Source organism: Paenibacillus taichungensis, assembly GCF_013359905.1.
Lineage (GTDB): Bacteria > Bacillota > Bacilli > Paenibacillales > Paenibacillaceae > Paenibacillus > Paenibacillus taichungensis.
Map to the genome: position 1 here is coordinate 1 of NZ_JABMCC010000094.1, position 24,356 is coordinate 24,356.

21 protein-coding genes and 1 tRNA gene are annotated in these 24,356 nt (G+C 47.5%); all 22 read left to right on the plus strand.

Going from position 1 to position 24,356, the window contains the following annotated elements:
- Positions 1–68: 68 nt before the first annotated feature.
- Positions 69–141, plus strand: a tRNA-Lys gene (locus HP548_RS03045).
- A 163-nt stretch (positions 142–304) separates the two neighbouring features.
- Positions 305–1,501: a PucR family transcriptional regulator gene (locus HP548_RS03050; RefSeq protein WP_076292012.1), complete on the plus strand. Its 1,197-nt coding sequence runs from the start codon at positions 305–307 to the stop codon at positions 1,499–1,501.
- Between the two features lie 103 nt (positions 1,502–1,604).
- On the plus strand, positions 1,605–2,729 hold the full coding sequence (locus HP548_RS03055; protein WP_076292011.1) for an ABC transporter ATP-binding protein: 1,125 nt from the start codon (positions 1,605–1,607) through the stop codon (positions 2,727–2,729).
- 288 nt (positions 2,730–3,017) lie between these two features.
- Positions 3,018–3,956: an HPr(Ser) kinase/phosphatase gene (gene hprK, locus HP548_RS03060; RefSeq protein ID WP_076292010.1), complete on the plus strand. Its 939-nt coding sequence runs from the start codon at positions 3,018–3,020 to the stop codon at positions 3,954–3,956.
- A gap of 126 nt (positions 3,957–4,082) precedes the next feature.
- Positions 4,083–5,120 (plus strand): prolipoprotein diacylglyceryl transferase, encoded by a 1,038-nt coding sequence (lgt, locus tag HP548_RS03065; RefSeq protein WP_175380869.1) that lies wholly within the window; start codon positions 4,083–4,085, stop codon positions 5,118–5,120.
- Between the two features lie 6 nt (positions 5,121–5,126).
- On the plus strand, positions 5,127–5,777 hold the full coding sequence (gene ppaX, locus HP548_RS03070) for a pyrophosphatase PpaX (RefSeq protein ID WP_099859253.1): 651 nt from the start codon (positions 5,127–5,129) through the stop codon (positions 5,775–5,777).
- Complete coding sequence (locus tag HP548_RS03075) at positions 5,774–6,295, plus strand: acyltransferase (protein ID WP_175380870.1); 522 nt, start codon at positions 5,774–5,776, stop codon at positions 6,293–6,295. The genes ppaX and HP548_RS03075 overlap by 4 nt, the downstream gene beginning before the upstream one ends.
- 493 nt (positions 6,296–6,788) lie before the next feature.
- Positions 6,789–7,982 carry an ATP phosphoribosyltransferase regulatory subunit gene (locus HP548_RS03080; RefSeq protein WP_175380871.1) on the plus strand — a complete coding sequence of 398 codons (1,194 nt, stop codon included), beginning with the start codon at positions 6,789–6,791 and terminating at the stop codon, positions 7,980–7,982.
- Between the two features lies 1 nt (position 7,983).
- Positions 7,984–8,643 (plus strand): ATP phosphoribosyltransferase, encoded by a 660-nt coding sequence (gene hisG, locus HP548_RS03085; protein ID WP_064641175.1) that lies wholly within the window; start codon positions 7,984–7,986, stop codon positions 8,641–8,643.
- Positions 8,644–8,750: 107 nt separating this feature from the next.
- Positions 8,751–10,055: a histidinol dehydrogenase gene (gene hisD, locus HP548_RS03090; RefSeq protein ID WP_175380872.1), complete on the plus strand. Its 1,305-nt coding sequence runs from the start codon at positions 8,751–8,753 to the stop codon at positions 10,053–10,055.
- Complete coding sequence (hisB, locus tag HP548_RS03095) at positions 10,048–10,677, plus strand: imidazoleglycerol-phosphate dehydratase HisB (RefSeq protein WP_063566514.1); 630 nt, start codon at positions 10,048–10,050, stop codon at positions 10,675–10,677. Before hisD ends, hisB begins: the two co-directional genes overlap by 8 nt.
- A 3-nt stretch (positions 10,678–10,680) precedes the next feature.
- Positions 10,681–11,304 (plus strand): imidazole glycerol phosphate synthase subunit HisH, encoded by a 624-nt coding sequence (gene hisH / locus HP548_RS03100; RefSeq protein ID WP_175380873.1) that lies wholly within the window; start codon positions 10,681–10,683, stop codon positions 11,302–11,304.
- Between the two features lie 308 nt (positions 11,305–11,612).
- Positions 11,613–12,347: a 1-(5-phosphoribosyl)-5-[(5-phosphoribosylamino)methylideneamino]imidazole-4-carboxamide isomerase gene (hisA, locus tag HP548_RS03105; RefSeq protein WP_024634114.1), complete on the plus strand. Its 735-nt coding sequence runs from the start codon at positions 11,613–11,615 to the stop codon at positions 12,345–12,347.
- A gap of 67 nt (positions 12,348–12,414) precedes the next feature.
- Positions 12,415–13,176, plus strand: coding sequence for an imidazole glycerol phosphate synthase subunit HisF (gene hisF / locus HP548_RS03110; protein ID WP_175380874.1), 762 nt, complete (start codon positions 12,415–12,417; stop codon positions 13,174–13,176).
- Positions 13,169–13,897 (plus strand): bifunctional phosphoribosyl-AMP cyclohydrolase/phosphoribosyl-ATP diphosphatase HisIE, encoded by a 729-nt coding sequence (gene hisIE, locus HP548_RS03115; RefSeq protein WP_076292002.1) that lies wholly within the window; start codon positions 13,169–13,171, stop codon positions 13,895–13,897. The genes hisF and hisIE overlap by 8 nt, the downstream gene beginning before the upstream one ends.
- Positions 13,898–13,908: 11 nt before the next feature.
- On the plus strand, positions 13,909–14,733 hold the full coding sequence (hisJ, locus tag HP548_RS03120) for a histidinol-phosphatase HisJ (protein WP_076292001.1): 825 nt from the start codon (positions 13,909–13,911) through the stop codon (positions 14,731–14,733).
- 270 nt (positions 14,734–15,003) lie between these two features.
- On the plus strand, positions 15,004–15,951 hold the full coding sequence (locus HP548_RS03125) for a ribose-phosphate diphosphokinase (protein WP_076292000.1): 948 nt from the start codon (positions 15,004–15,006) through the stop codon (positions 15,949–15,951).
- Positions 15,952–16,242: 291 nt separating this feature from the next.
- Complete coding sequence (locus HP548_RS03130) at positions 16,243–18,495, plus strand: helix-turn-helix domain-containing protein (RefSeq protein WP_175380875.1); 2,253 nt, start codon at positions 16,243–16,245, stop codon at positions 18,493–18,495.
- A gap of 335 nt (positions 18,496–18,830) precedes the next feature.
- A complete protein-coding gene (locus HP548_RS03135; RefSeq protein ID WP_099859259.1) occupies positions 18,831–20,432 on the plus strand; it encodes an extracellular solute-binding protein in 1,602 nt (533 codons plus the stop codon).
- A 136-nt stretch (positions 20,433–20,568) separates the two neighbouring features.
- Positions 20,569–21,465 carry an ABC transporter permease gene (locus tag HP548_RS03140; protein ID WP_076291997.1) on the plus strand — a complete coding sequence of 299 codons (897 nt, stop codon included), beginning with the start codon at positions 20,569–20,571 and terminating at the stop codon, positions 21,463–21,465.
- Between the two features lie 62 nt (positions 21,466–21,527).
- A complete protein-coding gene (locus tag HP548_RS03145; RefSeq protein ID WP_175380876.1) occupies positions 21,528–22,400 on the plus strand; it encodes a carbohydrate ABC transporter permease in 873 nt (290 codons plus the stop codon).
- Positions 22,401–22,495: 95 nt separating this feature from the next.
- Entirely contained in the window at positions 22,496–24,250 is a 1,755-nt protein-coding gene (locus tag HP548_RS03150; protein ID WP_175380916.1) for a hypothetical protein, read from the plus strand.
- Positions 24,251–24,356: the final 106 nt, after the last annotated feature.

The following is a 24,356-nucleotide window of genomic DNA, read 5'->3' on the forward strand; positions in this document are numbered from 1 at the left end:
CATCAGACTGTAAATCTGCTCCCGTACGGGTTCGGTGGTTCGAATCCATCATCCTCCACCAGTTTTTCGAGTCATTAGCTCAGTTGGTAGAGCACCTGACTTTTAATCAGGGTGTCGAAGGTTCGAGCCCTTCATGACTCATCTTTTAAAAAAGAGTGATTGATCATTAATTTGATTAATCACTCTTTTTTGTTGTAGATAAATAAATTAATAATGTGGAAACTCTAATAAAGACTGAAAAAGGCGATGCTGCGCAAGATATGATAAAATAATAGAAAAAAAGCAGAGTGGTGGCGTTCATTATATGAAGCTCATACCTGATCTAAAACAACAAATCGAAGCAATTATAGGTACTACATTGGACGAATCCGTGATAACTATAGAAGAATGGAATCAATATGGATTAAGCTCAGCTTATCGAAGAACTGTTCCAGTGGCTCATAATACTCTTACAAAAGAGGCCGAAGGTTTCATAGGTGATGATGAGAAGATGGTTGGTTTGGCTAAGGATGTAAGCAGTTGGCGTACACAAGACCTTATATATTTTAAAGTCGGGATGAACGAGGAAGAAGGTACTCTTTTATATTGGGCATGTTCTGTTGATGCCGTTACGCTGGAAGTTCAGCGTTTAATTGAACTTCTCATTAGTAGTCATAAGGAATCTTTAGATGAAGAACAGCCTGTGATATATGAAAATGATAGAGAACAACAGCTTGCTGAATTGGGACAATGGCTTCGCAAACAGATTGAGCAAACAGTCCAGCAGGAGCCTATTCCAGATCGTTTTTCACTGGATGGAGAATTGAATACAGAGAAAATCCCATTTCTACTTCAATGTGAGACACCTGATGCCCATCGCATACGTTCGAAGGAATTGAATAAGTTGCTCGAAAGTTATTTCGGTGAAGAGATTATACTGATTCCTGTGGGAGCGCAGGAGTGGGTGTTTCTAGGTGATGAACAGATTGTCACTGGCGAAGCTGAAGAGGATACGACGGAAGCCAGAAAGGATTTACTGAATGCCTTTTGTCAGGGGCTCTATGAATTGGTGGCCAGTGAATGGGCGGGCGTATTTCATTTGTCTGCATCCTTACCATGTACCCCTGCAAAGCAGCTATCTCCTGTCACGGCACTTCTTCAAGAGAGTGTGCACTTGGGCAGGGCTTTCCATGTCGCACAACACATCCATCTCCCTTGGGATCTGCAACTCGAACGTTTGGTAGATAGCATTCCTGTGCAACAACGTCTTCGTTTTATACAGGAAACGGGCAAAGGTACTGTGTTATTTAGTGATAGTGAGACACTGGCTACGCTGGAGACCTTCTTCAATCTCGATTGTAATGTGAGTGAGACGGCAAAGCGACTCTTTATTCATCGTAATACTTTGGTATATCGTTTGGATAAGATCAAACAGGAGATCGGATATGATGTCAGAAACTTCGAAAGTGCTGTTCTGGTAAGGCTTTTACTGCTTATGTACAAAGTGACGAAAAAGCTTTGATATTTTTGTGCAGTTTGCGAATAGTCAAACATCATGCAAATGGGTTAATATAAAACTACAAAATGTATTCGATTACAAAATGATCTCTGAGGAGGCAACAATCATGGCTGGTGTACGTTTAGAGCATATTTTCAAAAAATACCCGGGTTCTGATAAAGCAACAGTAGTTGATATTAACCTGGACATTAAAGATAAAGAGTTTCTGGTACTGGTAGGTCCGTCCGGTTGTGGTAAATCAACAACACTGCGTATGATCGCAGGCCTTGAGGAAATTTCTGAAGGTAAACTCTATATCGGTGACCGTGTCGTTAATGACGTTGCTCCTAAAGACCGCGATATCGCGATGGTATTCCAATCCTATGCCTTGTATCCGCATATGAGCGTATACCAAAACATGGCGTTTGGTCTGAAATTGCGTAAAGTGAAAAAAGATGAGATCGACAAACGTGTACGTGAAGCAGCTAAAATCCTGGATATCGAGCATTTGCTTGAGCGTAAACCTAAGGCATTGTCCGGTGGTCAACGTCAGCGTGTCGCTTTGGGACGTGCGATCGTCCGTGATCCACAAGTGTTCTTGATGGATGAGCCTCTCTCCAACTTGGATGCTAAACTTCGTGGTCAAATGCGTGCTGAGATCACTAAACTTGCGAAACGTTTGGAAACAACCGTTATCTACGTAACGCATGACCAAATCGAAGCAATGACAATGGGTGATCGGATCGTTGTTATGAAGGATGGTATCATCCAACAAGCAGCTTCTCCAGAAGAGCTTTACAACCACCCTGCTAACCTGTTCGTAGCTGGTTTCATCGGTTCCCCGACAATGAACTTTATCTCGGGTAAATTGGCTGAGCAAGGTGCTAGCCTGCATTTCGTAGCTCCTGGTGTGGACGTTGAAATCCCACAAGGTAAAGCACAAGTGCTGAAATCAAGAGGATACATTGGTAAAGAAGTCATTCTGGGTGTTCGTCCAGAAGACATTCACGAAGAGCCAGTATTCCTGGAAGCATCCCCGAACTCTGTATTCTCTACACACGTAGACGTAACAGAGAACTTGGGTCACGAAATGCTCCTCTACTTGAGCGGTGTAGGTAACGACACTACAATCGCACGTGTAGACGGACGTTCTAACACTCGTGATGGTTCCACAGTTAAAATGGCAATTGACATGAACAAAGTTCATATCTTTGACAAAGAGACTGAAGCAAACGTTCTTCTTCAAGACTAATAGTACTGAGATTCATCGGTAACGATGGAATCTATCAGTTAACGCAATTATACATTGTAATCTGAGCCCCTTCCGTTATTGCTGGAAGGGGCTTTTTTGATTAATGAGCGGCCATGGTTCACGATTGCATTCAACACTGAATTCATTTAAGATTATTTGAAGGCTGGTTTTGTTTTGTAAAATCTGTAACCTGAAACAAACAAAATGAATGCGCTAATAATGGAATGGAATTGACGCAAAAATGCTGATGTACATAGAGAGGCAGCGAATGCTGAAAGGAAGAGACAAATGGCGAAAAAAGTGAAAGTATCTGAATTGGTACAGCAGTTCCAGCTTGAGGTCGTTTCCGGAGCTCAAGGTTTGAAGAGAGTCATTACTGTAGACGACTTAAACCGTCCTGGCCTCGAAATGGCCGGTTATTTTGAATACCATCCACAAGAACGGGTACAGCTGCTTGGGAGAACAGAGCTGGCCTTTTTTTCCATGTTGCCTGAGGCCGAGCGTCGTGATCGGATGCAGCGCCTATGCACGGAAGAAACACCTTGTATCTTGGTGACTCGTGGACTGGAAGTACCACAGGAACTGATCGAAATCAGTGAGGAGCAGAATCTGGCCGTGCTTCGCAGCAACATGGCTACAACCATTTTATCGAGCCGTATTACCGGATTCCTGGAGCGTAAGCTTGCGCCAACGGCAACGATTCATGGCGTACTGTGTGATGTGAATGGAGTCGGTATGCTAATTACGGGCAGTAGTGGTATTGGTAAGAGTGAAACGGCACTTGAATTGGTGAAGCGTGGACACCGTTTGATTGCGGATGATGCAGTTGAAATCCGGCAAACATCAGACTTCCAGCTGCACGGAACAGCACCAGAGCTCATCCGTCACCTACTTGAGATTCGGGGAGTTGGGATTATCAACGTGATGACATTATTTGGTGCAGGGGCTGTGCGTAATAATAAACGGATCACCCTGGTAGTGCGTCTAGAGGCTTGGCAGCAGGATAAGCAGTATGATCGCCTCGGTCTGGATGAGGAGACAACACGTATCATCGATACAGATGTACCTCTGGTAACCATTCCTGTTCGTCCGGGACGGAACTTGGCTGTAATTATTGAAGTTGCGGCGATGAACTATCGTCTTAAGCAAATGGGACTTAACGCTGCGCTGCAATTTACGAACAAGCTGACAGCAACGATCTCTGAAGATATGGAAGACATGGACTAAGAAGAGAAGGCTCTATTATATCATTAAAGGCCAATTGTTGATGTGTTCTACTCCTGTATAGCGTGTTGGAGACATGCAGCAGTTGGTCCTGCTTGTGAATGAGTCAATTTATAGGAGTGTGAATGAATGGATACATTATTACTGTTGAACCCCATTGCGTTCTCCATCGGAGCGTTAAAGGTTCACTGGTACGGGCTTATTCTCGGTACAGCGGCACTTGTAGGTTTGCTGCTCGTCATCCGGGAAGGCAAACGGTATAACATTCCGCAGGAAGTGTTTATGGACATGGTCCTGCTTGGTGTGCCTTCTGCCATTATCGGTGCCCGCATATACTACGTGGCATTTCGATGGGACGATTATAAGGATAATTTCTGGGATGTCTTTAAAATATGGAATGGTGGAATCGCGATATATGGCGCACTGATTGGTGCGATCATATGTGCAGTCATTTTCTTCCGTCGTAAAGGGTATAACTTCTGGCGTATGGCCGACATCTGTGCGCCTGGACTGATCGTTGGACAAATGATCGGACGCTGGGGTAACTTTGTAAACCAAGAGGCTTATGGTGGTCCAGTAGAAGAATCATTTTTGAGAGACAAGCTTCATTTGCCAGACTTTATCGTTAATCAGATGAATGTGGAAGGTGTATTCCATCATCCTGCATTTTTGTATGAATCGATGTGGAGTCTTGTTGGTCTGGTCATCTTGCTGGTGCTTCGTCGTCAGAAGTTCCTGCGTGCTGGTGAGCTGTTTATGTCCTATTTTATCTGGTACTCGATCGGTCGTTTCTTTATCGAAGCGCTTCGTACCGACAGTCTGGGATTCCAGGCTCCGCAATGGGTTGCCTCCATGGTTAATGGGTTATGGTCACCGATGACAGCTATGGGATTCGAGCAAGGATATCTTGATCCGGCCTACGGTAACGTAAGAATTTCGCAGTTGCTGGCTATTGGGATCATTATTGTTGCGATAGTCTTCATCGTTGTGAGAAGAATGACAGGCAAGGCAGATGTAAGGTATAGCGATCCAATTGTATCTTCCAAAGTTCCTTCAGAATCATCGGATGATATGGTGCACACAGGCCCGGTTGCAGGCAAAGAGGACACGGTAACTCCAGTCTCGGCCAAAGAGGATCTGAAGCAAGCTGAAGAGAAAAAGGAGTAATGCAACATGATTGACACGGTTTTGTTTGATCTGGATGGAACGATTATTGATACGAATGAACTAATTATCAACTCTTTCCTTCATGTGATGAAGGATTTGCAGTTATCTACCCCTTGGACACGCGAACAGATCATTCCTCATATGGGGGGGACACTGGAGAATCAGATGCGTACGTTCTCTGGGAAAGAGGATGTTGCGGAGTATGTCAAAGGATATCGGGCGTATAACGACGTTCATCATGAGGCGATGGTTCAGCCGTTTCCTCACGTGATTGAGGTCGTTGAAGCTCTTCATGAGGCAGGAATCGTGATGGGTGTTGTCACAACGAAGATTCGTCCATCTACTCTTAAGGTGCTGGAGCGTTTCGACCTGTTGAAGTATATGAAATCGATTGTGACAGTTACGGATGTAACCAATCCCAAACCGCATGCTGAACCAGTCCTGAAGGCGATCGAAGAGTTGGGTGCAGATCCTTCCAAAACATTGATGGTGGGTGACAGCCCGGTCGATATTCAATCGGCACAGAACGCGGGTGCGCTTTCGGCAGGCGTAGCCTGGTCCCTTAAGGGAGAGGCCGTATTGAGCGGCTATAACCCGGATTACATTTTGCACGACATGAAGGACTTGCTTAAGCTGATTGAAACGGAACGTTCATGAGAAAAGTAACCCGCTATCCCGTAGAAGGCCATAACGCACTTTGGCATATCTATAAGACTGTGAGTCCGTGGAAAGGCGTGCGCAATTTTATCTGGATTCAGTTGTCACGGTACTGCCCGAATCTATCGGTCAAGAACTGGATCTATCGTCGCATGCTCGGCATGAAGGTGGGTAAACATACGGCTTTTGGATTGATGGTGATGGTTGATGTTTTCTTTCCGGAGAAAATTACGGTAGGCGAAAATTCCGTGATTGGCTACAATACCACGATCCTGGCTCACGAGTATCTTATTAAAGAGTACAGACTCGGTGAGGTTATTATCGGGGAAAATGTACTGATCGGTGCAAATTCAACCATCCTGCCAGGTGTGACCATCGGAGACGGTGCGGTTGTAGCTGCAGGAGCAGTTGTTCATAAGGATGTAGCTCCGGGAGCTTTTGTTGGAGGGAATCCACTTCGTGATCTGTCTCGCTCGAATGCATCAGCGGAGGAGATTGTCATAAAGGCTGATGAGTAATGATTTTGGTTGACGGCCGAGACGGCCCACGGATATATCTGTAAAAGATCATCACAAAGAATACACGGACGAAAATTAACCTGAATGGGTTCAGTCAAGGGAAGTGCAATAAGTCGAATTGACTGGAGTAAGGAAGCTGCTGATGGCAGCTTTTTTCGTATACAAATAGTTAGACTCATGTTCAGCAATGGGATCAAAATGGAGGATATAGTACAAGCCCCCAAAGGGGCTGTATTGTTGACGATGGATAGTCATTCATGTTATCATATCCCATATCCTTTAGTTTGTTAGCACTTTACCATGTTAAAGAAAAAAGATAGAAGTAAGTATAATTAAGAATAAGTGAACACGTACTAAACATTTTCTGAAGGCTGCCTGGCAGCAACAATAAAAATTCAGGTTACAAGATAGAATGGGGATTTACATTACATAAATCCTGTTGAAATAGAACGTCTACCAATCTTAAATTACTGACTCGGGGTGAAGAATACCAATGTCCAAACCAAAAGGCTTTGAAAAACCGACAGGTTTTCGTGACTATACACCACATGTGGTGACCAAGCTGCGAACCATTGAGCGGAATGTATTAGAATGCATGGAACGCTGGGGTTACCGTCAAATCATTACGCCAACGATTGAATACTACGATACCGTAGGTGTAGCGAGTTCCACATCGGATCGCAAGTTGTTTAAATTATTGAACAGCCGCGGGACTACGCTCGTACTAAGATCAGATCTGACAGCTCCGATTGCACGGGTGGTCTCTTCTCTATTAAAGGATGAGGAGCTTCCTCTGCGTTTGTCCTATCATGCGAATGTGTTTCGTTCCATTGAAGAGGAAGCGGGGCGTGAGGCGGAATTTTTTCAAACAGGTGTAGAGCTTGTCGGTGATGATTCGCCAGAGGCAGATGCAGAAGTTGTAGCACTTGCGATCGCTTCTTTGCAGGCAGCGGGTGTGTCTTCCTTTAAAATTGCGATGGGTCATATGGGATTTCTGAACGGGTTACTGGAAGAAGTCATTCCAGGTCAAACGGTACAACAGGAGCAGTTGAAAGAAGGATTGCTGGGACGTGATTATGTCGGTTATCGCCAATCCATTGAAGCATTGAATCTGGAACCGAAACTGAAGGAGCAGCTTGAAGCCATTTTGCGTCTGCGTGGCGGTAAAGAAGTATGTACACACGCAGCAGAGCTGAGTTCAAGTACTGAAGCAGCACAGTCCATTGCACATCTCTGTGCAGTATTCGAAGTGTTGGAAGCGTACGGTGTTTCTGAGCATGTGCTGATTGATCTGACGATGATTGGTGATTTCTCCTATTATACAGGCATGACGTTTGAAGGGTATGCGGCAGAGCTCGGATCCCCGGTATGCAGTGGCGGACGATATGATAATCTGTTACAACAGTTTGGCCGTTCATTACCGGCTACAGGATTTGCACTCAAAACAAACCGTATTATCGATGGTGTTCATGGAATTACGATGGAAGAGAAGAAGCCTGTACTTATTCAATATACTTCGGAACACCGAGCTGAGGCTCTAACAGAGGCGGCGAGACTACGCAGCATTGGTCAGAATGTAGTAACATACCTCCTTCCTAAAGATGGGGCAGAGGCTCTAACAGGAAACAAATCAATTCAGGCTGAGCAGGTTATCACGTACGGATCTGAAAATGGAGGGGGACGCTAAGATGTCGGATATTTTGAAGGTAGCTATGCCGAAGGGCCGAATCTATAAGAAAGCCTCCAAACTGTTCCGTGAAGCAGGGCTTGATATTCCGGTAGACGTGGACGATACGCGCAAGCTGGTCATCGAAGTGCCGGAAGCGGGGATGGAGTTCATCATGGCGAAGCCCGTAGACGTGCCAACGTATGTGGAGTATGGAGTAGCGGATATAGGGATTGTGGGTAAAGACGTTCTGCTTGAGGAAAATCGGGACGTGTACGAATTGTTGAACCTGGGAATCGCCCAGTGCCGCATGTCTGTTATTGGACTACCGGACTGGACACCTGGCATTCAGCAGCGTGTGGCAACAAAGTACCCGAGAATCGCTTCCCAGTATTTCCGCGAGCAAGGACAGCAGGTGGAAGTTATCAAACTGAATGGTTCGATCGAACTGGCGCCGCTGATCGGGCTGGCCGACCGAATCGTCGATCTGGTAGAGACGGGACAGACGCTGCGTGAGAACGGACTCGTGGAGATGACGGGCATTCTGGATATCACAAGCCGCCTTATTGCCAATCGGGTCAGCTATCGGATGAAGAACGCACGAATTCAGGCATTATGCGATGCTCTCCAACAGGTCATTCCAGCCTCGAATGAGGTGTCGGCGGGGATTTTTCGAGGATAAATCAAGCATGTAAGATGGAACAGAAGTAACTAATCAATGATTGATTATATAGCATAAACGGGTATTGGACGCATCACAGGCACTACAGGGATAGGGAGGATGTACGCATGAAAATTGTACCTGCACGGGAATTTGATCTGAAGCGGGAAGTGGAATACGGTACACCGGAGCAAAATGAAACGGTACGGCGCATTGTCAGCGACATTCGCCGGGAAGGAGATGCGGCACTGCTGCGTTACACAGAGCAGTTGGACCGCACGAAGCTGACGGCCGCGGAGCTGCGCGTGCCGCAGGAAGAGCTGCAGGCAGCTTATGCAGCCGTAGAGCCTTCCTTCGTGACGGCGATCCGTCAGGCCGCCGCGAACATTCGTGCTTTTCATGAGAAGCAGAAGCGCAACTCATGGATGGATTGGCAGCCAGACGGCAGTCTGCTGGGCCAGGTGATCCGACCGCTGAAGCGGGTCGGCGTGTATGTACCTGGCGGCAAAGCAGCGTACCCTTCGTCGGTGCTGATGAATGTAATTCCGGCACAGGTGGCTGGCGTGCCGGAGATTGTTCTGGTGACGCCGCCGTCAACGAACGGCGGCGAAGGCATTAACCCGTACATTCTCGTGGCTGCTGCGGAAGCAGGCGTGAGCGAGATGTATCGGGTTGGCGGCGCTCAGGCGATCGCCGCCCTCGCTTACGGCACGGAGAGCATTGCCCCGGTCGACAAGATCTGTGGACCGGGCAATATATACGTGGCGCTCGCGAAGCGCGAAGTGTACGGCGCAGTCGATATCGATAGTATTGCCGGGCCGAGTGAGATTGTAGTGCTAGCCGATGATACGGCGAATCCGGTATATGTCGCCGCCGACCTGTTGTCGCAGGCGGAGCATGACGAGATGGCATCGGCCATTCTCGTCACAACCTCGGCTGTGCTGGCGGAAGCCGTGCAGGCCGAAGTGCGGCAGCAGCTAGAAGCGCTGCCGCGGCGTGATATCGCTGCTGCTTCTGTGGAGCAGTATGGCGCAATTATTGTGGTCGATTCCCTCGATGAGGGAATCGATGTGGTGAACCGGCTCGCACCGGAGCATCTGGAGATCATGGTGCAGGAGCCCATGGCTTACGCTGGCCGAATCGAGAATGCCGGAGCGATCTTCCTCGGCCCGTATAGCTCGGAGCCGGTAGGGGATTATTTTGCGGGACCGAATCACATTATTCCGACAAATGGAACAGCCCGATTCAGTTCACCTGTGGACGTGGATGATTTTATCAAAAAATCGAGTTTGATCTATTACAGCAAGGAAGCATTACTCCAAAATGGAGCGGCTATTATAGAGCTGGCCCGGCATGAAGGGCTCGAAGGACACGCCCGTGCGATCTCTGTACGGTTAGAACAGGAAGGAAAGGCGGAATCGGATAATGGATAAGCAGAATAATGGTTTGGACCTTCAGAACAAGGGTGCTGTACGTCAGGCAGAGGTAGACCGCAAAACAAATGAAACGAACATTCAGCTTTCTTTTGCCGTAGATGGAACCGGGCAATCCGAGATTGAAACGGACGTACCTTTCTTGAATCATATGCTCGATCTGTTCACAAAGCATGGACAATTCGATCTGAACGTACAGGCACGCGGCGATGTTGATATTGATGACCACCACACGGTGGAGGATATCGGGATCTGTCTGGGACAGACTCTTCGTGAAGCATTGGGTGACAAGCGGGGCATCAAACGTTATGCGAGTGTATTTGTACCGATGGATGAGGCTCTCGCTCAGGTAGTCATCGATGTCAGCAACCGCCCTCACTTTGAGTACCGCGCACAATACCCGTCTCAGCAAGTGGGCAGCTTCTCAACCGAGCTGGTACATGAGTTCCTGTGGAAACTGGCGCTGGAAGCGCGCATTACATTGCACGTTATCGTGCACTACGGACAAAATACGCACCACATGATCGAAGCGATCTTCAAAGCACTGGGCCGTGCACTGGATGAGGCGACAACGATTGATCCACGTGTAACGGGTGTGCCTTCCACGAAGGGAGTGCTGTAGACGATGGCGATTGCAATTGTCGATTACGGTATGGGGAACCTGCACAGCGTCGGCAAAGCGGTCGAACGTCTTGGCTACGAAGCGCTGGTGACAGGTGATCGGGATGCGATTCTAGGTGCAGATGGTGTGATTTTGCCAGGTGTAGGTGCGTTTGGCGATGCCATGGTTCACTTGAGAGAGAGTGGCTTGGACGCAGTGGTGAAGGAAGCGGCAGCTGGACCAACACCGCTACTCGGCATCTGTCTGGGCATGCAGCTGTTGTTCAGCTCAAGCGAGGAGCATGGCGAGCATGAAGGATTGAATATTTTGCCGGGTAAAGTTGTGCGATTCGCACCGGGAGAATTAAAGGTTCCGCATATGGGCTGGAATCGATTGCAGTTCCTGCACCCGGAAAATCCGCTATTCGCGGGGCTTGAGGCAAGTCATGTCTATTTTGTCCATTCATATCATGCACGTACGGACGTAGAGAGCGATCTATTGGCAGTAACGGATTACGGACATCCGGTTACGGCGATTGTTGGCAGAGGCTCCAATTTCGGCATGCAGTTCCACCCTGAGAAGAGCGGAGAGCTTGGTATGAAGCTGCTTGGAAACTTCCTGGCGTTGACTGGACGACCTAATGCGTAACCATAATTCGCGATCCTATGATTTTTTAATTTCATCCTTATAAAATAATACGTAGCTAAACTTATATAAAATCTAATCTATATAAATTGAACTAATCATTTACACGATAACGGAGAGGACAGAAATAACCTGAAGAAGCGAGGCGTTCGCCTTTATCCCCGGATTTTCCCCTTTAAATAAGGGATTCAAAAAAAATCTGGAGATAACAGCGATCGGAAGGTTGTTCTGTCATCGGAGTGGCAAGTGTAAATATTCTCTAGTTTCAATTTATATAGAGCACAAATATGAATATATTCAGGAGGCCTTGTATGTCATCTTTTATCATATATCCGGCAATTGATATCCGGGACGGCAAATGTGTAAGACTGGTGCAGGGAGATTACAATCAGGAAACGGTATATAACGATGACCCGGTTCAAGTTGCTCTTTCCTGGGAGAAGCAAGGTGGTACATACGTTCATCTGGTGGATCTGGACGGTGCAAAAGCAGGTCATCCCGTGAATGATGAGCTGATCGGGCGTATTGCTTCGGCCGTAAACGTGCCTGTTCAGGTCGGTGGAGGCCTTCGTACAGTGGCTGATGTAGAACGCCTGCTGGGTCTCGGCGTGAGTCGCCTTATTATCGGAACAGCTGCGATTGAGGATCGTGCTTTTACAGAAGAAGTACTGGGACGATATGGAGACAAAGTAGCTATTGGTATCGATGCACGCAATGGCTATGTGGCGACACGTGGATGGCTGGAGACATCGGAGGTCCAGGCTGAGGTACTGGCAAAGGAGTTGGCGGCATTCGGTGCCGAAACCTTCATCTTCACAGACATCTCTCGTGATGGTATGATGCAGGGCCCTAACGTGGAAGCGATCGTATCTCTTGCGAAGGCAAGTGGCCGTACGGTGATTGCTTCCGGTGGAGTCAGTGTTATGGATGATCTGCTTCGTTTAAGCAAACATGCGGAAGATGGTGTCGGAGGAGCAATCGTAGGAAAAGCGCTGTATACTGGCAGTATTGATCTGTCTGAAGCGGTACGTGCGGTAAATAAATAATAGCGATACTATATAGGCTCAAATAACATTTGCACGATAACGATCATCAGGAGAGAGGAAGAGGAGCATGCTGGCAAAAAGAATCATTCCTTGTCTGGACGTGAAGGACGGCCGGGTTGTCAAAGGCGTTAACTTCGTCAATCTCCGCGATGCGGGTGATCCGGTGGAGCTGGCGGCGCTATATGACCGCGAGGGTGCGGACGAACTGGTGTTTCTCGATATCTCCGCTTCGGTGGAAGGCCGCGAAACGATGGAAGTAGTGGTGCGGCAAACCGCAGGCGAGATCGCCATTCCTTTTACCGTAGGCGGAGGGATCTCCAAGGTGGAAGACATGAAGCGCATTCTGCGTGCAGGAGCGGACAAGATTGCGATAAATACGGCAGCTGTGCTTAATCCTCAGCTGATTGCAGACGGAGCACGCCGCTTTGGTTCCCAGTGTATCGTCGTTGCAATAGACGCCAAGTATAATGAGGCTTGGGGCGAATGGGAAGTGTACACGCATGGTGGACGTAAACCTTCAGGAATTAAGGCGCTGGACTGGGTTAAACACGCGGAGACCTTAGGCGCTGGCGAAATTCTGCTGACAAGCATGGACGCGGACGGAACGAAGGACGGATTCGATCTGAAGCTGACTGCAGCGGTATCCGAATCGGTACGTATTCCGGTCATCGCTTCAGGCGGTGCAGGCAAGGAATCCCATTTCTATGATGTGTTTACGACAGGCAAAGCGGATGCAGGTCTAGCAGCAACGATATTCCATTACAAAGAAATCGCCGTTCCGGCGTTAAAACAACATTTGAGAGAGCAAGGGGTGGAGATCCGTGACTAATGTAAGCAATGAGATTAAGGAGCAGTTATCCTTGGAGCAGGTTGTGGAACACATTCGTTGGAGCGATGGTTTGGTACCTGCCATTGTGCAGGATGCAGAGACACGCCAAGTTCTGATGATGGCTTATATGAATCGTGAATCCCTGAAATTGTCGCTTGAATCCGGTGAAACGTGGTTCTGGTCACGCTCGCGTCAAGAGCTGTGGCACAAGGGCGCAACTTCAGGCAACGTACAGACGATTACTTCTTTGAAATACGATTGTGATGGTGACACCTTGCTAGTTGAAGTAAAACCGAATGGACCTGCTTGCCACACCGGAGCGGTGACGTGTTTCCATAATGAAATCGTGGGCTTGCCAGAGCAATCAGCAGACCAGGCTTCAGGCGATTTTAGTGCAACTACTGCAAGTGCTAGCTCCGGAAGTCGTTTTGAAGTACTGGCTGAACTGGAATCGGTCATTGCAGAGCGTGAACGTGAGCGTCCGGAAGGTGCATATACGACGTACCTGTTCGATAAAGGCGTTGATAAAATTCTGAAAAAAATCGGTGAAGAAGCGTCCGAGACGATCATTGCCGCCAAAAATAAAGACAATGACGAGCTTCGTCTTGAGGTCAGTGACCTGATGTACCACTTGCTCGTTCTGTTGCAAGAGCGCAAGCTGCCGCTGGATGACATCATGTCAGAGCTGAGCCGTCGCCACGAGCGGCCACGCCGCGATTAGGAGGCGAGCCTGTGCGTATAGACTATCATACACACCATGAGCGGTGTGGTCATGCGGTTGGCAAGCTGGAGGCTTATGTACAGCGTGGGGTGGAGATTGGGCTGTCGCAGATCGGGCTGTCGGATCACATGCCTTTGCTGCATGTAGACCCCGCTCACTATTATCCTGAGATGGCAATGCCCATGGATGAGCTGCCGCGTTACGTGGAAGAGTGTTTTTCTCTGAAAGAGCGGTACCGTGGTCAGATCGATGTGCGTGTCGGCCTGGAAGGCGACTATATTGAAGGCTGGGAGACCGAAATCCGGGCCATTATTGAACGCTACCCATGGGACTACGTGATTGGATCGGTTCATTTTCTCGGGGAATGGGACATTACGGATTTTCGCCAGACCCATCATTGGGAAGGCAAAGACGTACTAGGAGTCTATCGTCAATACTATGATGCTGTGAGCAAAGCGGCAGCGACGGGAATGTACGATATTATGGGTCATACAGATGTGATCAAGCGCTTTGGCTTCACTCCGGCACCAGAGCAGACTGAAGAGCGTATAGCCCTTGAAAACGCAGCACTGCAAGCTATCGCAAAAAGTGGCTGTGCTATGGAGCTCAATGCATCAGGATTATCGAAGCCCTGCGCAGAGATGTTCCCTGGTCGCCGGATGTTAACGGAGGCCATTCGATTGGGAATTCCGCTGACCCTTGGCTCCGATGCACATGATCCGCTGAAGCTAGGGGATTATCTACCTGAGGCCGAGGCGCTCTTGCATGAGCTGGGCTGTACGGAGGTAGCCGTTTTTGAAGGCCGACAGCGCTCGTTCCTTTCTTTAAATGTATAAGGCAGTGGAGTATAATGAGGGTAGGAAATAACCTTTTTAGAGGTAGTTCAAAAAAGTCCGCTTTTGATTACGAAGGATGCCTAATGGCATCATCAGCATCGAAGCTGGAATTCAGCCGAAATGTTCGTTGCTCACGTAGTTTTGCCTACGAACCGCTACTCCATTTCTAGCTTTATCCCATCTTCTCGGTACTGAAAACCGGCCTTTTTGAACATTCACTTTTAGACTGATAAAGGATTATATTGGGACTTCAACCCTCGGGAGGGCATTATGCAGCATTCGTTACGTATTTTTTCCGGTTCATCGAACCCTAAGCTGGCAGAACAGGTATGCGACAAGCTGGGTGTACAACTAGGCAAGATCAAACTGTCCCGGTTCAAGAGCGGAGAAATATACGTTCACTACGAAGAAACGATCCGCAACTGTGATGTGTTTCTAGTTCAATCATTATCTCATCCGATCAATGAGTTGTTCGTAGAACTGCTCGTCATGATTGATGCAGCTAAAAGGGCTTCTGCCCGTACGGTAAATATTATTGTTCCTTATTACGGATATGCCCGTCAGGAACGCAAGTCTGCTCCGCGTGAGCCGATCTCTGCCAAGATGGTTGCGGATGTGTTAACTACTGCTGGGGCAAACCGGGTAGTTACCATTGATCTGCATGCAGCGGCAATTCAAGGATTTTTCAATATTCCTGTGGATCACATGACATCATTGGATCTCATCAGTGATTATTTGCTGAGTAAAGGGATTGAAAATCCGGTGGTTGTTTCCCCTGATGCGGGACGAGCCTCGATGGCAGAGAAACTGGCGAATCGTCTGGATTCACCTTTTGCCATTATGATTAAGAAGCGTCCAAGCCACAATGAATCGATTATTACGCACGTTATTGGGGATGTTGAAGGTCGAACTCCAATTATTATTGAGGATCTGATCGATACCGGAACGACAATTCTCAATGTTGTTGAAGGGTTGAAGGAGCGAGGCTCCAAAAACGTATATGTATGCGCAACACATGGTCTGTTCTCGGACGGAGCACTAAGTAAGCTCAATCACCCGTCTATAGCCGAGGTGGTAGTCACAGACTCCATCGCACTGCCGGATGACCATCCCGAATGCTTCAAAGTGTTGCCCGTAGCTCCAATGCTTGCGCGTGCTGTTCGCATTATTGTGGATGGTGGCTCCATGGCGACATTGTTTAAAGATTCAGGGATTTAATCATGACCACAGATTTGTGCGAATTCAGGTGTATTGTACCGTGTTTGAGTAGTTTGCTGCTCAGCACGGTTTTTATTTTTTATGATGGATTAGGATAGAGATGCGGATGAGTCAAGGAGAAAGAGGGAATCGATTACTCATTTGCTGCCTAGGGGCTTGTGCTATAATAACTTAAAATTGATTTTATGGCTGCGTATATAGGGAATTCAATCCCAGAGATGTAACTGATGTGATGAACAGTAGAACCACGGCTATTTTACAACGGTGTCGTGGAGTGAGGAGTGGGGTTTATTGTCCCGGACTTGGTATTATCGTTTACTGTTTTCTTATTTTCCTATTTTCTTTCTTACCATGACCGTACTCATTTTTATCGCTTTTGTTTTCATTAATGACATCTCCAGGGAAGAAACAAGGAAAGCAGACCGTATCTCCTCCAGCTATTTGGTGGACAGTCTGGATCGGACGATCCGGGATATTGAGTTGTCGGTTATGGAAGCGGTGCAGAGTGAGCAGGCCTATAAGTACTATTTTAATAGCCAGAACCAGGTGGGCGAAGAGACCGTGTATAGCATTGCTCAAAGCTTGCGTGAGCTGACGAGTTCCAACCCTTGGATCCAATCCATTTATTTGTATGACAAGAAAAATGAAAGCGTTTTAACCTCAAGCGGATCTAAGGATGTAGACAGCTTTTCAGACAAGGCGTGGATCGACCGGATCGACTCTGGTTCTCTTACTTCAGGCTGGCAGCCTGTCAGGGAATTTGATGCAGGAGTTAATCAGCGTACGCCTATTCGGGTGTTGACGGTGAATAAGGATATGCCCTTGCCATTTGGCTCCGATGGGGCGCTTGTCATTAATATCAAGATGAGCAGCATCGAGCAGAGCATTGATAGTATGGTTAATGGGCAGCTTTCATTCATGAGCATTCTTGACCGTGACGGTCAGATTGTTTACGATGCGCATTCAGATCGTGAAGGTGCTGTAGAAGGCCAAGAGCTGAACACCCTTTCGCTGGAAAGATTGGGTTGGACGATCTCCAGTGGGATCAAGGAGGGGAACTTATATGGTTGGGTCTCGGTGGTTTCCTATGTATGGGTGATTATTGCGGTTGTTACCGTCATTTGTGCGATCGTTTATATTATCTATATCACTCGTCGCAACTATAAACCCATCCAGATTATTATGAATCGGATTGAGGCGCATCAGATTCGGGTGCTAGAGCAATCGGGCTCACGGACCGATGAGATGAAATTGATTGATGGCGTGTTGGAAAACCTAATAAACCATATGATGGATTCGGACAAAAAGAGCAGAGAAAACGTGCTGCTGCAGCGCAGCAAACTATTTAACGATCTGCTGAATGGGGAGAATCTGGATCATGCGGTAGAGCGATTAAAGGATCTTTCCCCGTTAACTGGCGTGGATACTTCGTCATGCTTCGCTGTTGTGGTTGGCGAAATCAACCGATATGAGAAGGGCTTTCAGGAACGGTTTACGAGAGGTGAGCAGAATACACTCAAATTTGCGTTAATGAATGTGCTGCAGGAGCTCTCACGCAATGCGGGTATGCAATGCTGGACAGAATGGGTCAGCTCGGATCAGATTGCGATCCTTTTCCTTTCCACAGACGGTAACCTGGATATGACGGAGCAAATTCGCTTAGTTGCGGAGGAATGCCGATCCTGGGTTGAGCAGAATCTGCGTATATCATTGAGTTTCGGTATCGGACCGATCGCGGAGGGCATCAAGGCTATTCGTGAATCATACGTGGCGGCTGAGACTGTGATGCACCGCAGATTGCTGAGAGACGGTGATGTTGCTCTGGCTGGATATGGAGAAACCCAGCAGCAGCTGCTTGATACCTATACCTATTTGCAGATGATTGCTGATTTTGTTAAACGGTTTCGGATGTCGAGTAGTCAGTGGCGTGATCAACTGGAGGAGATCTTTGCGGCTTATGAACGTGATAAGCTGCCAGATGATGAGATTCACTCCTTGATTCAGGCGATGCTACAGATGCTCAGCCGGGAAGTAGCGGTCATGTCCGAACAGCTGCAGGAAAAATTATCGGAGGAAAACATAAACAAGTGGTTGATGCTGATGAAAGAAGCGGAGACACTTGAAGGTGTGAAAGACATTCTGTTTGATGACCTGACGGACTTGTTCAGAACTTATGTGTCGGTAACCGAAACCAAGAGCTACAAAGCGATGGTCAATGAAATGAAAAACTATATCGAGGAACAGTTTGCGAATCCTGATCTTTCGCTGAAACATCTCAGCGATCGATTCCAGATCACCGGCAAACATGCAAGTTATTTGTTCAAGACAGAGTTCAATATGAAGTTTGTAGACTTCCTTACAGAATTGCGGATGAAGGAAACGGAGCGTCTTCTGCGGAGTACGGATCTTTCCCTACAGGATATTGCGTTGAAGGTGGGGTATGCCAATGGAATAACCTTGGGACGTGTATTCAAACGGGTTGAGGGTATTACACCGGGAGACTATCGCCGTATGAAACGTGGACAACACGATCCCGAATCGTAATTCAAAGGCTCATGCTACGCATTATACCGTGCTAAGCACAGGGTGGAATTCATGCAGGTTTTTCTCAGGAGAAGCCATGTAGGAGTCCGCCTTTTTTTGCTGCTAGTGTATGCCTGTATTCCGTCTTGGAAGCTTGCGCTTATGCAAGGAACCCTTGATTTACGCCAGTTTTCGGGTCCTTTACGAATATAGTCAGTCTGCGAAAATCGTCGCTCGGGATAAACCATTATCCTTATGTAAGCGTTTCCGAAACAGGTTTATTGCCAGAGCACGGAAAGATGTGGAATACTCTGGGCAAGCTTTAAACATTCACGCAATGCTAAGGAGATGACAAAATGACAGGAAAAGCAACCAAAGGGAGTCTAAAGAAATGGATGGGATTGGCGCTTACTATGGTAATGGGAGTTTCCTTGCTAGCCGGCTGTTCATCTGCATCGAATCAGGAATCAGAAGGTAGTGCATCAGGTAGCGGCGAGCGTGTCACTTTAAAAGTGGAGGTGTTTGACCGCGGGAATAGTCCTTCGCCTTATACCATTACGAATAACTATTTGTCCAAGCTGATCCAGGAACGGTTCGGCGACCCGAATAACATTGATATACAATTCGTACCGATTCAGCGCTCGGAGGAAGTAACCAAGCTGAATGTCCTAATGGCGAGTAATACGGATGTTCCGGATATTGTATTTGTTTATGACTCAAGTGTATTTTATCGTTACGCCGAACAAGGTGGTCTGACTGATGTGGGAGAGTTGATTGATCAATACGGACCGAACCTGAAAAAATTCCTTGGCGAGGACACCCTTAAGTTTGGTCAATTAGAGGGCCAGCAGTTCGCAGTTCCTGGCAAACGTGCCATCACAGGCAGATATAGCTCTTATATTCGTCAGGATTGGCTCGATAAACTGGGATTGCCAGTACCGAAGACGACGGATGAATTGTATACCACTTTGAAAGCATTTAAAGAGAAGGACCCTGGTGGACTTGGTAGCAAAAACATTCCAATGGGAATGGCACTGGCGCCAGCTCAGTTCGAAACATTAATTTACTCATTCATTAAGCCGATCAGCGGGGATCTGACTTATGCCCAACGTTATGAATTGCCTCTCCATGAAGGCTTCAAGGATGCGATGAAGTTCATGAACAAGCTATACAATGAAGGTTTGATCAGCAAGGACTTCAGTTTGGATGAAGATAAGGCTCAACTGGTGAAGGATGTACAGAACGGTAACATTGGCTATTGGTCTGAGGATGTCGACGCCATTTTCTATGCGGATGGCACTCTGGATAACTTGCTTAAAAATACGCAGGGCAGTAAGGTGCTTCCGGTCGATGCGTACACCAACGCAAACGTAGACAACAAACATATCAAATCCCGTTACGGTTCAAACGGCATGTACATCATGATTCCGAAGAGCAGCAAACGTTCAGTGGAAGCAATCAAATATTTGGATTGGATGGCATCAGAAAATAACCTGATTGATATTTACAGCGGCGTGGAAGGAGAGAACTACGATCTGGTAGACGGAATTCCGGTTGTCAAAGAAGATGCTTCACAGGAAGCGAAAGATCGTCTGTTCAACGCAGGGGATACAGCTATTATTTCAAACGGTAAAAATATCGGTGATCAGGCTACCAACGAAAAAGCGTGGGTCATGGGCTTCCCGCAAAACAATCAGGAAATGCTCAAACAGTCGATTGATATTGCTAACACCGACACGGTAGGACCCATCATTTTTGACAAACCGATTCAGGCAGAGATGAAGTACAGTACAGCGCTCAAAGATAAGCTTAATGTCATTATCGTAAAAACAGCAATGGCTAAACCCGAAGAATTCGACGCAGTGTATGAACGGGAAATGAATGATTTCATGTCCCTGGGCGGCACAGAACTGAAAAAGGAACTGGATCAAGCGGTTCAGGAGCTTGCTGCGAAATAATAGTTGGAGATATGAATCTATGAACGTACGAATCCAAAGAACACAAGCTTGAAATTTCATCATTCATGAAGGGACTTGTGCCGTCGGATGAGGTTAAGGCGGCACAGTGTTTCTTCGTTGTTAGGAGGAGACCGACTTGACCGCATACTTGAAGAGGTATTGGCAATTATACGCGTTGATTTCACTGCCCCTCATCTATTTCGTGGTGTTTCGCTACGGACCGATGTATGGCGTTCAGATCGCATTTAAGGATTTTAATCTGTTTCAAGGTATTAACGGCAGTGAGTGGATCGGTTTTGATGCCTTTCGTGAGGTATTCGGGATGCGAGATTTCTACACCACGTTGCGCAACACCTTTATGCTGAATTTTCTTGATCTGATTGTTTCGTTTCCTGCTCCCATTATATTAGCCATCATGCTCTATGAAATCCGGTTTAAATGGTTTCAAAAAATATCGCAGACGATTCTGTATATCCCTCACTTTATTTCGTGGGTCATTATTGGGGGCATTGTGTACCAGTTATTCGGTAACCAATCCGGTATGGTAAACGGTGTACTTGAAAGTATCGGCTTAAATCCGATTCCATTTTTGACGGAGAAAAATCCATGGCTCGTGACTTACCTGTTCACAGGTGTCTGGCAAAGTGCAGGTTGGGGAACCATTCTGTATCTGGCTGCGCTGACGGGTGTTAATAAGGAATTGTTCGAAGCGGCAGAGATTGATGGAGCGACACGGCTGAAGAAAATCTGGCATATAACCCTGCCAAGCATCAAGCCTACCATCGTAACACTGCTCATTCTTAATTTGGGTCATATGGTCAGCATCGGCTTTGATCGTCCTTATATTATCGGGAACACGGCAGTACGTGAATACTCCGATGTGCTCAGTACCTTTGTATACCGGGTCGGGCTGGAATCGGGACAATATACGCTGGCAACCGTCGTTGGGCTGTTCCAGGCAGTCGTTGGACTTATATTTGTACTCGGCTCGAACTATATATCGAAAAAGACAACAGGTGAAGGAATTCTTTAAAAGAACAGAAGGTACGCTAAGCTGCTTTATATGTATACCATCAGTAAAGGAGTTGTGCGCATATGAGTGAACGCACCTCAAACCGGATTTTTGATACCGTTATCATCCTGTTTATTAGCTTGTTCGTCGTGTTCTGTCTCGCTCCGTTTCTGCACACGATTGCCATATCATTAAGCTCCAATCGTGCCATTACATCGGGTGAAGTCACCATTTTTCCTAAGGAGTTCAATTGGGATGCGTATGTTAAGGTGTTCTCCGATCATTCGATGCTGTATTCCTTGGGATTTACGACCCTGTTAACGATTGTGACAACGGTGCTATGCATGGTATTCACAATCGCAGCTGCATACCCCTTGACCAAGAAAAAAATGAAGGGCCGCAAGCTTTTCATGTACGTGATCATCATTACGATGTTCTTTAGCGGGGGGATCATTCCCGAGTACTTGCTCATTCGTGACCTGCACTTGCTTAATTCGCCGTGGGCGCTAATTCTGCCAAGTCTGGTCAGTCCGTTTAACCTGATTATCCTGATCTCATTTTTCAATGGTATACCAGAAAGTCTGGAGGAGTCCGCTGAAATTGACGGCAGTTCACATCTGCATACACTGTTGAAAATCATATTACCGCTGTCAATGCCGGTCATGGCAACTTTGGCGTTGTTCTATGCTGTTGGCCGCTGGAATGGCTTTCAGGATTCCCTGATGTACATTAATGATCCTAAGCTGTATCCACTTCAGCTCAAACTGTTCCAAATGGTGCAAAACAACATGGTGAGTGAGCTCACACAGATGGAAGGGGCCAATCGCGCTCCATTAACCCCGGAAAGTCTCAAGGCGGCCACCGTTATTTTTGCAACCGTACCGATTCTGCTCGTCTATCCATGGCTGCAAAAATATTTTGTTAGCGGTGCCATGCTTGGAGCAGTTAAGGGCTGATCATAGGTTTTCTTAAGCCAATCGTGATTAACCAGATGACAAGAATTATTGCGCCGAATATTCCGTTCATCGGCATTTGTTTGGAGGGAATGGACATGTACAGACAACTGGTGGAAAGCAATGACAGAGCAGTGCAAAAAGGGATATCGCGGCAAGTGCTTGATCCGGACAGCCGCTATTATGGAGGAACGATTGACCCCTCTACAGGTATCGCCTGGGTCAACCATACGACCGGAACACCTACGGACATGTGTTACTGGGGAGCTGCACTTGCAAATCCGGATTCGATCTATTATCGGGATGAAGATCTGTTAAATCGTCTTCAGCTTGCATCGGAGTACGTACTCCGGAATCAGCATGCAGACGGCTCCATCTCTCCTGGTTGGACCAATTCCCATTCTCCACCGGATACCGCATTTCTTGTCGTGGGATATGCCCAGTTATATCAACTTCTTCAGCAGCAGGACTGGGAGCCATTGCAACCTGTACTGGACAATATGCGCCTGTTTCTGGAACGAACTGTTCCAGTCTTGCTGACTGGAGGCTGTCATACGCCGAATCATCGCTGGGTGCTATGCGCGGCGCTCGGTTTCCTGCATCAATTGTTTGACCTGGAGGAAGCTGTGCAGCGTGCAGAGCAGTGGCTGGCTGAAGGTATGGATATTACGCCTGATGGGGAGTGGACTGAACGAAGCAACGGAATCTACAGCGCGGTTAGCGACATCATGCTGATTCATGCGGCACGCCTGTTGAACCGCCCTGAATTGCTGGACCCGGTGAGACTCAATCTTCGCATGATGGTGTATTTAGTACATCCAACAGGTGAGGTTGTTACGGATTACTCAGGGCGCCAGGATCTGGGGAGCGTGCAGGATTTATCACCGTATTACTTGCCGTATGCCATTATGGCCCGGTTGGACGGTGATCCGATCTTTGCCGGCATGGCGGATTGGGCTGGAGAAATGTTAACAGATCCCGGCGTCTGCTCGGTCAATGCGCTCGTCCGGCTGCTGCTGGAGCCTGAGCTTCAGCAGCAGGCAGGTAAGACACGCGAACAGCTGCCTGAGCTGTACGAGATCATACTGAACGAACGATTTGTGCGGGAGGAATATTTACAGCGAATGGATTCGGCAGGTCATCATGGACACATCTCACACAGCCGGTTGCATACGGACTTCGGCGCACCTGTAGCACGTATTCGTTCCGGTAATACAAGTGCGACTGTAATGACGGAGGTGCCTTCATTCTTTGCCCTTCGTCATGGTGCCGTACGTCTACTGGCCGTTCAGTTGGCCTCCTATTTTAATCCAGGATATGTGCCGATGCAGCACATGTCTCGATTGCCAGCAGGTTACCTTCTAACGGGCGAACAGAAGAAAGGCTACTATGGTCCGATCCCGGATAGTCAACTGCCTGAGACGGCGGGAACAGCTATCAGTCCGTGGTATTTGTTGCCCCATCAGAGTCGAGATCTCACCCATGAGCAGACGTTCCTTGTACAGACGGAAGTGTTACGAACGGAAAATGGCTGGACCCTGAAACTGGCGGGAGAGCAGCCGGAGTCGCTTATGGTGCAGCTTTCTTTCGTGTTCGGAAGCGAGGGCGAGCTTTCCCATGGGGAATTGCTTGAGACAAGTGAAGGCCATTATCTGTGGAAGAGCGGCACGTTGCGTTATTCCTGTGGAGATGACTGGATTGAGCTGATCGGAGGCGAGGTAGGGCATTTGGCAGCAACCGTACGTGAGGCAAAGCTGCCTAATAAGTGTAAGGTTGTACTGGTTAACTTTATGACTCCTTTCCACAAGACGGTTCATATCTCTCTTTCGCCATCCATGGCGTTAAAGCTGTAATTCTGATGAATCTCTCCATAAGGAAGAGTACATGAAGCAAAAAGATGACATTTCATTCGAAAGGGATGAGAAGTGTCATCTTTTTTGCGCATTTTTGGCATAAACG

Bases quoted from the DNA above. Each gene is read 5' to 3' on its own strand.
- HP548_RS03050 (WP_076292012.1), top strand. From the start codon at position 305: ATGAAGCTCATACCTGATCTAAAACAACAAATCGAAGCAATTATAGGT.
- HP548_RS03080 (WP_175380871.1), top strand. From the start codon at position 6,789: ATGTCCAAACCAAAAGGCTTTGAAAAACCGACAGGTTTTCGTGACTAT.
- hisG (WP_064641175.1), top strand. From the start codon at position 7,984: ATGTCGGATATTTTGAAGGTAGCTATGCCGAAGGGCCGAATCTATAAG.
- HP548_RS03055 (WP_076292011.1), top strand. From the start codon at position 1,605: ATGGCTGGTGTACGTTTAGAGCATATTTTCAAAAAATACCCGGGTTCT.
- HP548_RS03135 (WP_099859259.1), top strand. From the start codon at position 18,831: ATGACAGGAAAAGCAACCAAAGGGAGTCTAAAGAAATGGATGGGATTG.
- HP548_RS03145 (WP_175380876.1), top strand. From the start codon at position 21,528: ATGAGTGAACGCACCTCAAACCGGATTTTTGATACCGTTATCATCCTG.
- HP548_RS03150 (WP_175380916.1), top strand. From the start codon at position 22,496: ATGTACAGACAACTGGTGGAAAGCAATGACAGAGCAGTGCAAAAAGGG.
- hisB (WP_063566514.1), top strand. From the start codon at position 10,048: ATGGATAAGCAGAATAATGGTTTGGACCTTCAGAACAAGGGTGCTGTA.
- hisA (WP_024634114.1), top strand. From the start codon at position 11,613: ATGTCATCTTTTATCATATATCCGGCAATTGATATCCGGGACGGCAAA.
- hisF (WP_175380874.1), top strand. From the start codon at position 12,415: ATGCTGGCAAAAAGAATCATTCCTTGTCTGGACGTGAAGGACGGCCGG.
- lgt (WP_175380869.1), top strand. From the start codon at position 4,083: ATGGATACATTATTACTGTTGAACCCCATTGCGTTCTCCATCGGAGCG.
- hisD (WP_175380872.1), top strand. From the start codon at position 8,751: ATGAAAATTGTACCTGCACGGGAATTTGATCTGAAGCGGGAAGTGGAA.
- ppaX (WP_099859253.1), top strand. From the start codon at position 5,127: ATGATTGACACGGTTTTGTTTGATCTGGATGGAACGATTATTGATACG.
- hprK (WP_076292010.1), top strand. From the start codon at position 3,018: ATGGCGAAAAAAGTGAAAGTATCTGAATTGGTACAGCAGTTCCAGCTT.
- HP548_RS03125 (WP_076292000.1), top strand. From the start codon at position 15,004: ATGCAGCATTCGTTACGTATTTTTTCCGGTTCATCGAACCCTAAGCTG.
- HP548_RS03075 (WP_175380870.1), top strand. From the start codon at position 5,774: ATGAGAAAAGTAACCCGCTATCCCGTAGAAGGCCATAACGCACTTTGG.
- hisH (WP_175380873.1), top strand. From the start codon at position 10,681: ATGGCGATTGCAATTGTCGATTACGGTATGGGGAACCTGCACAGCGTC.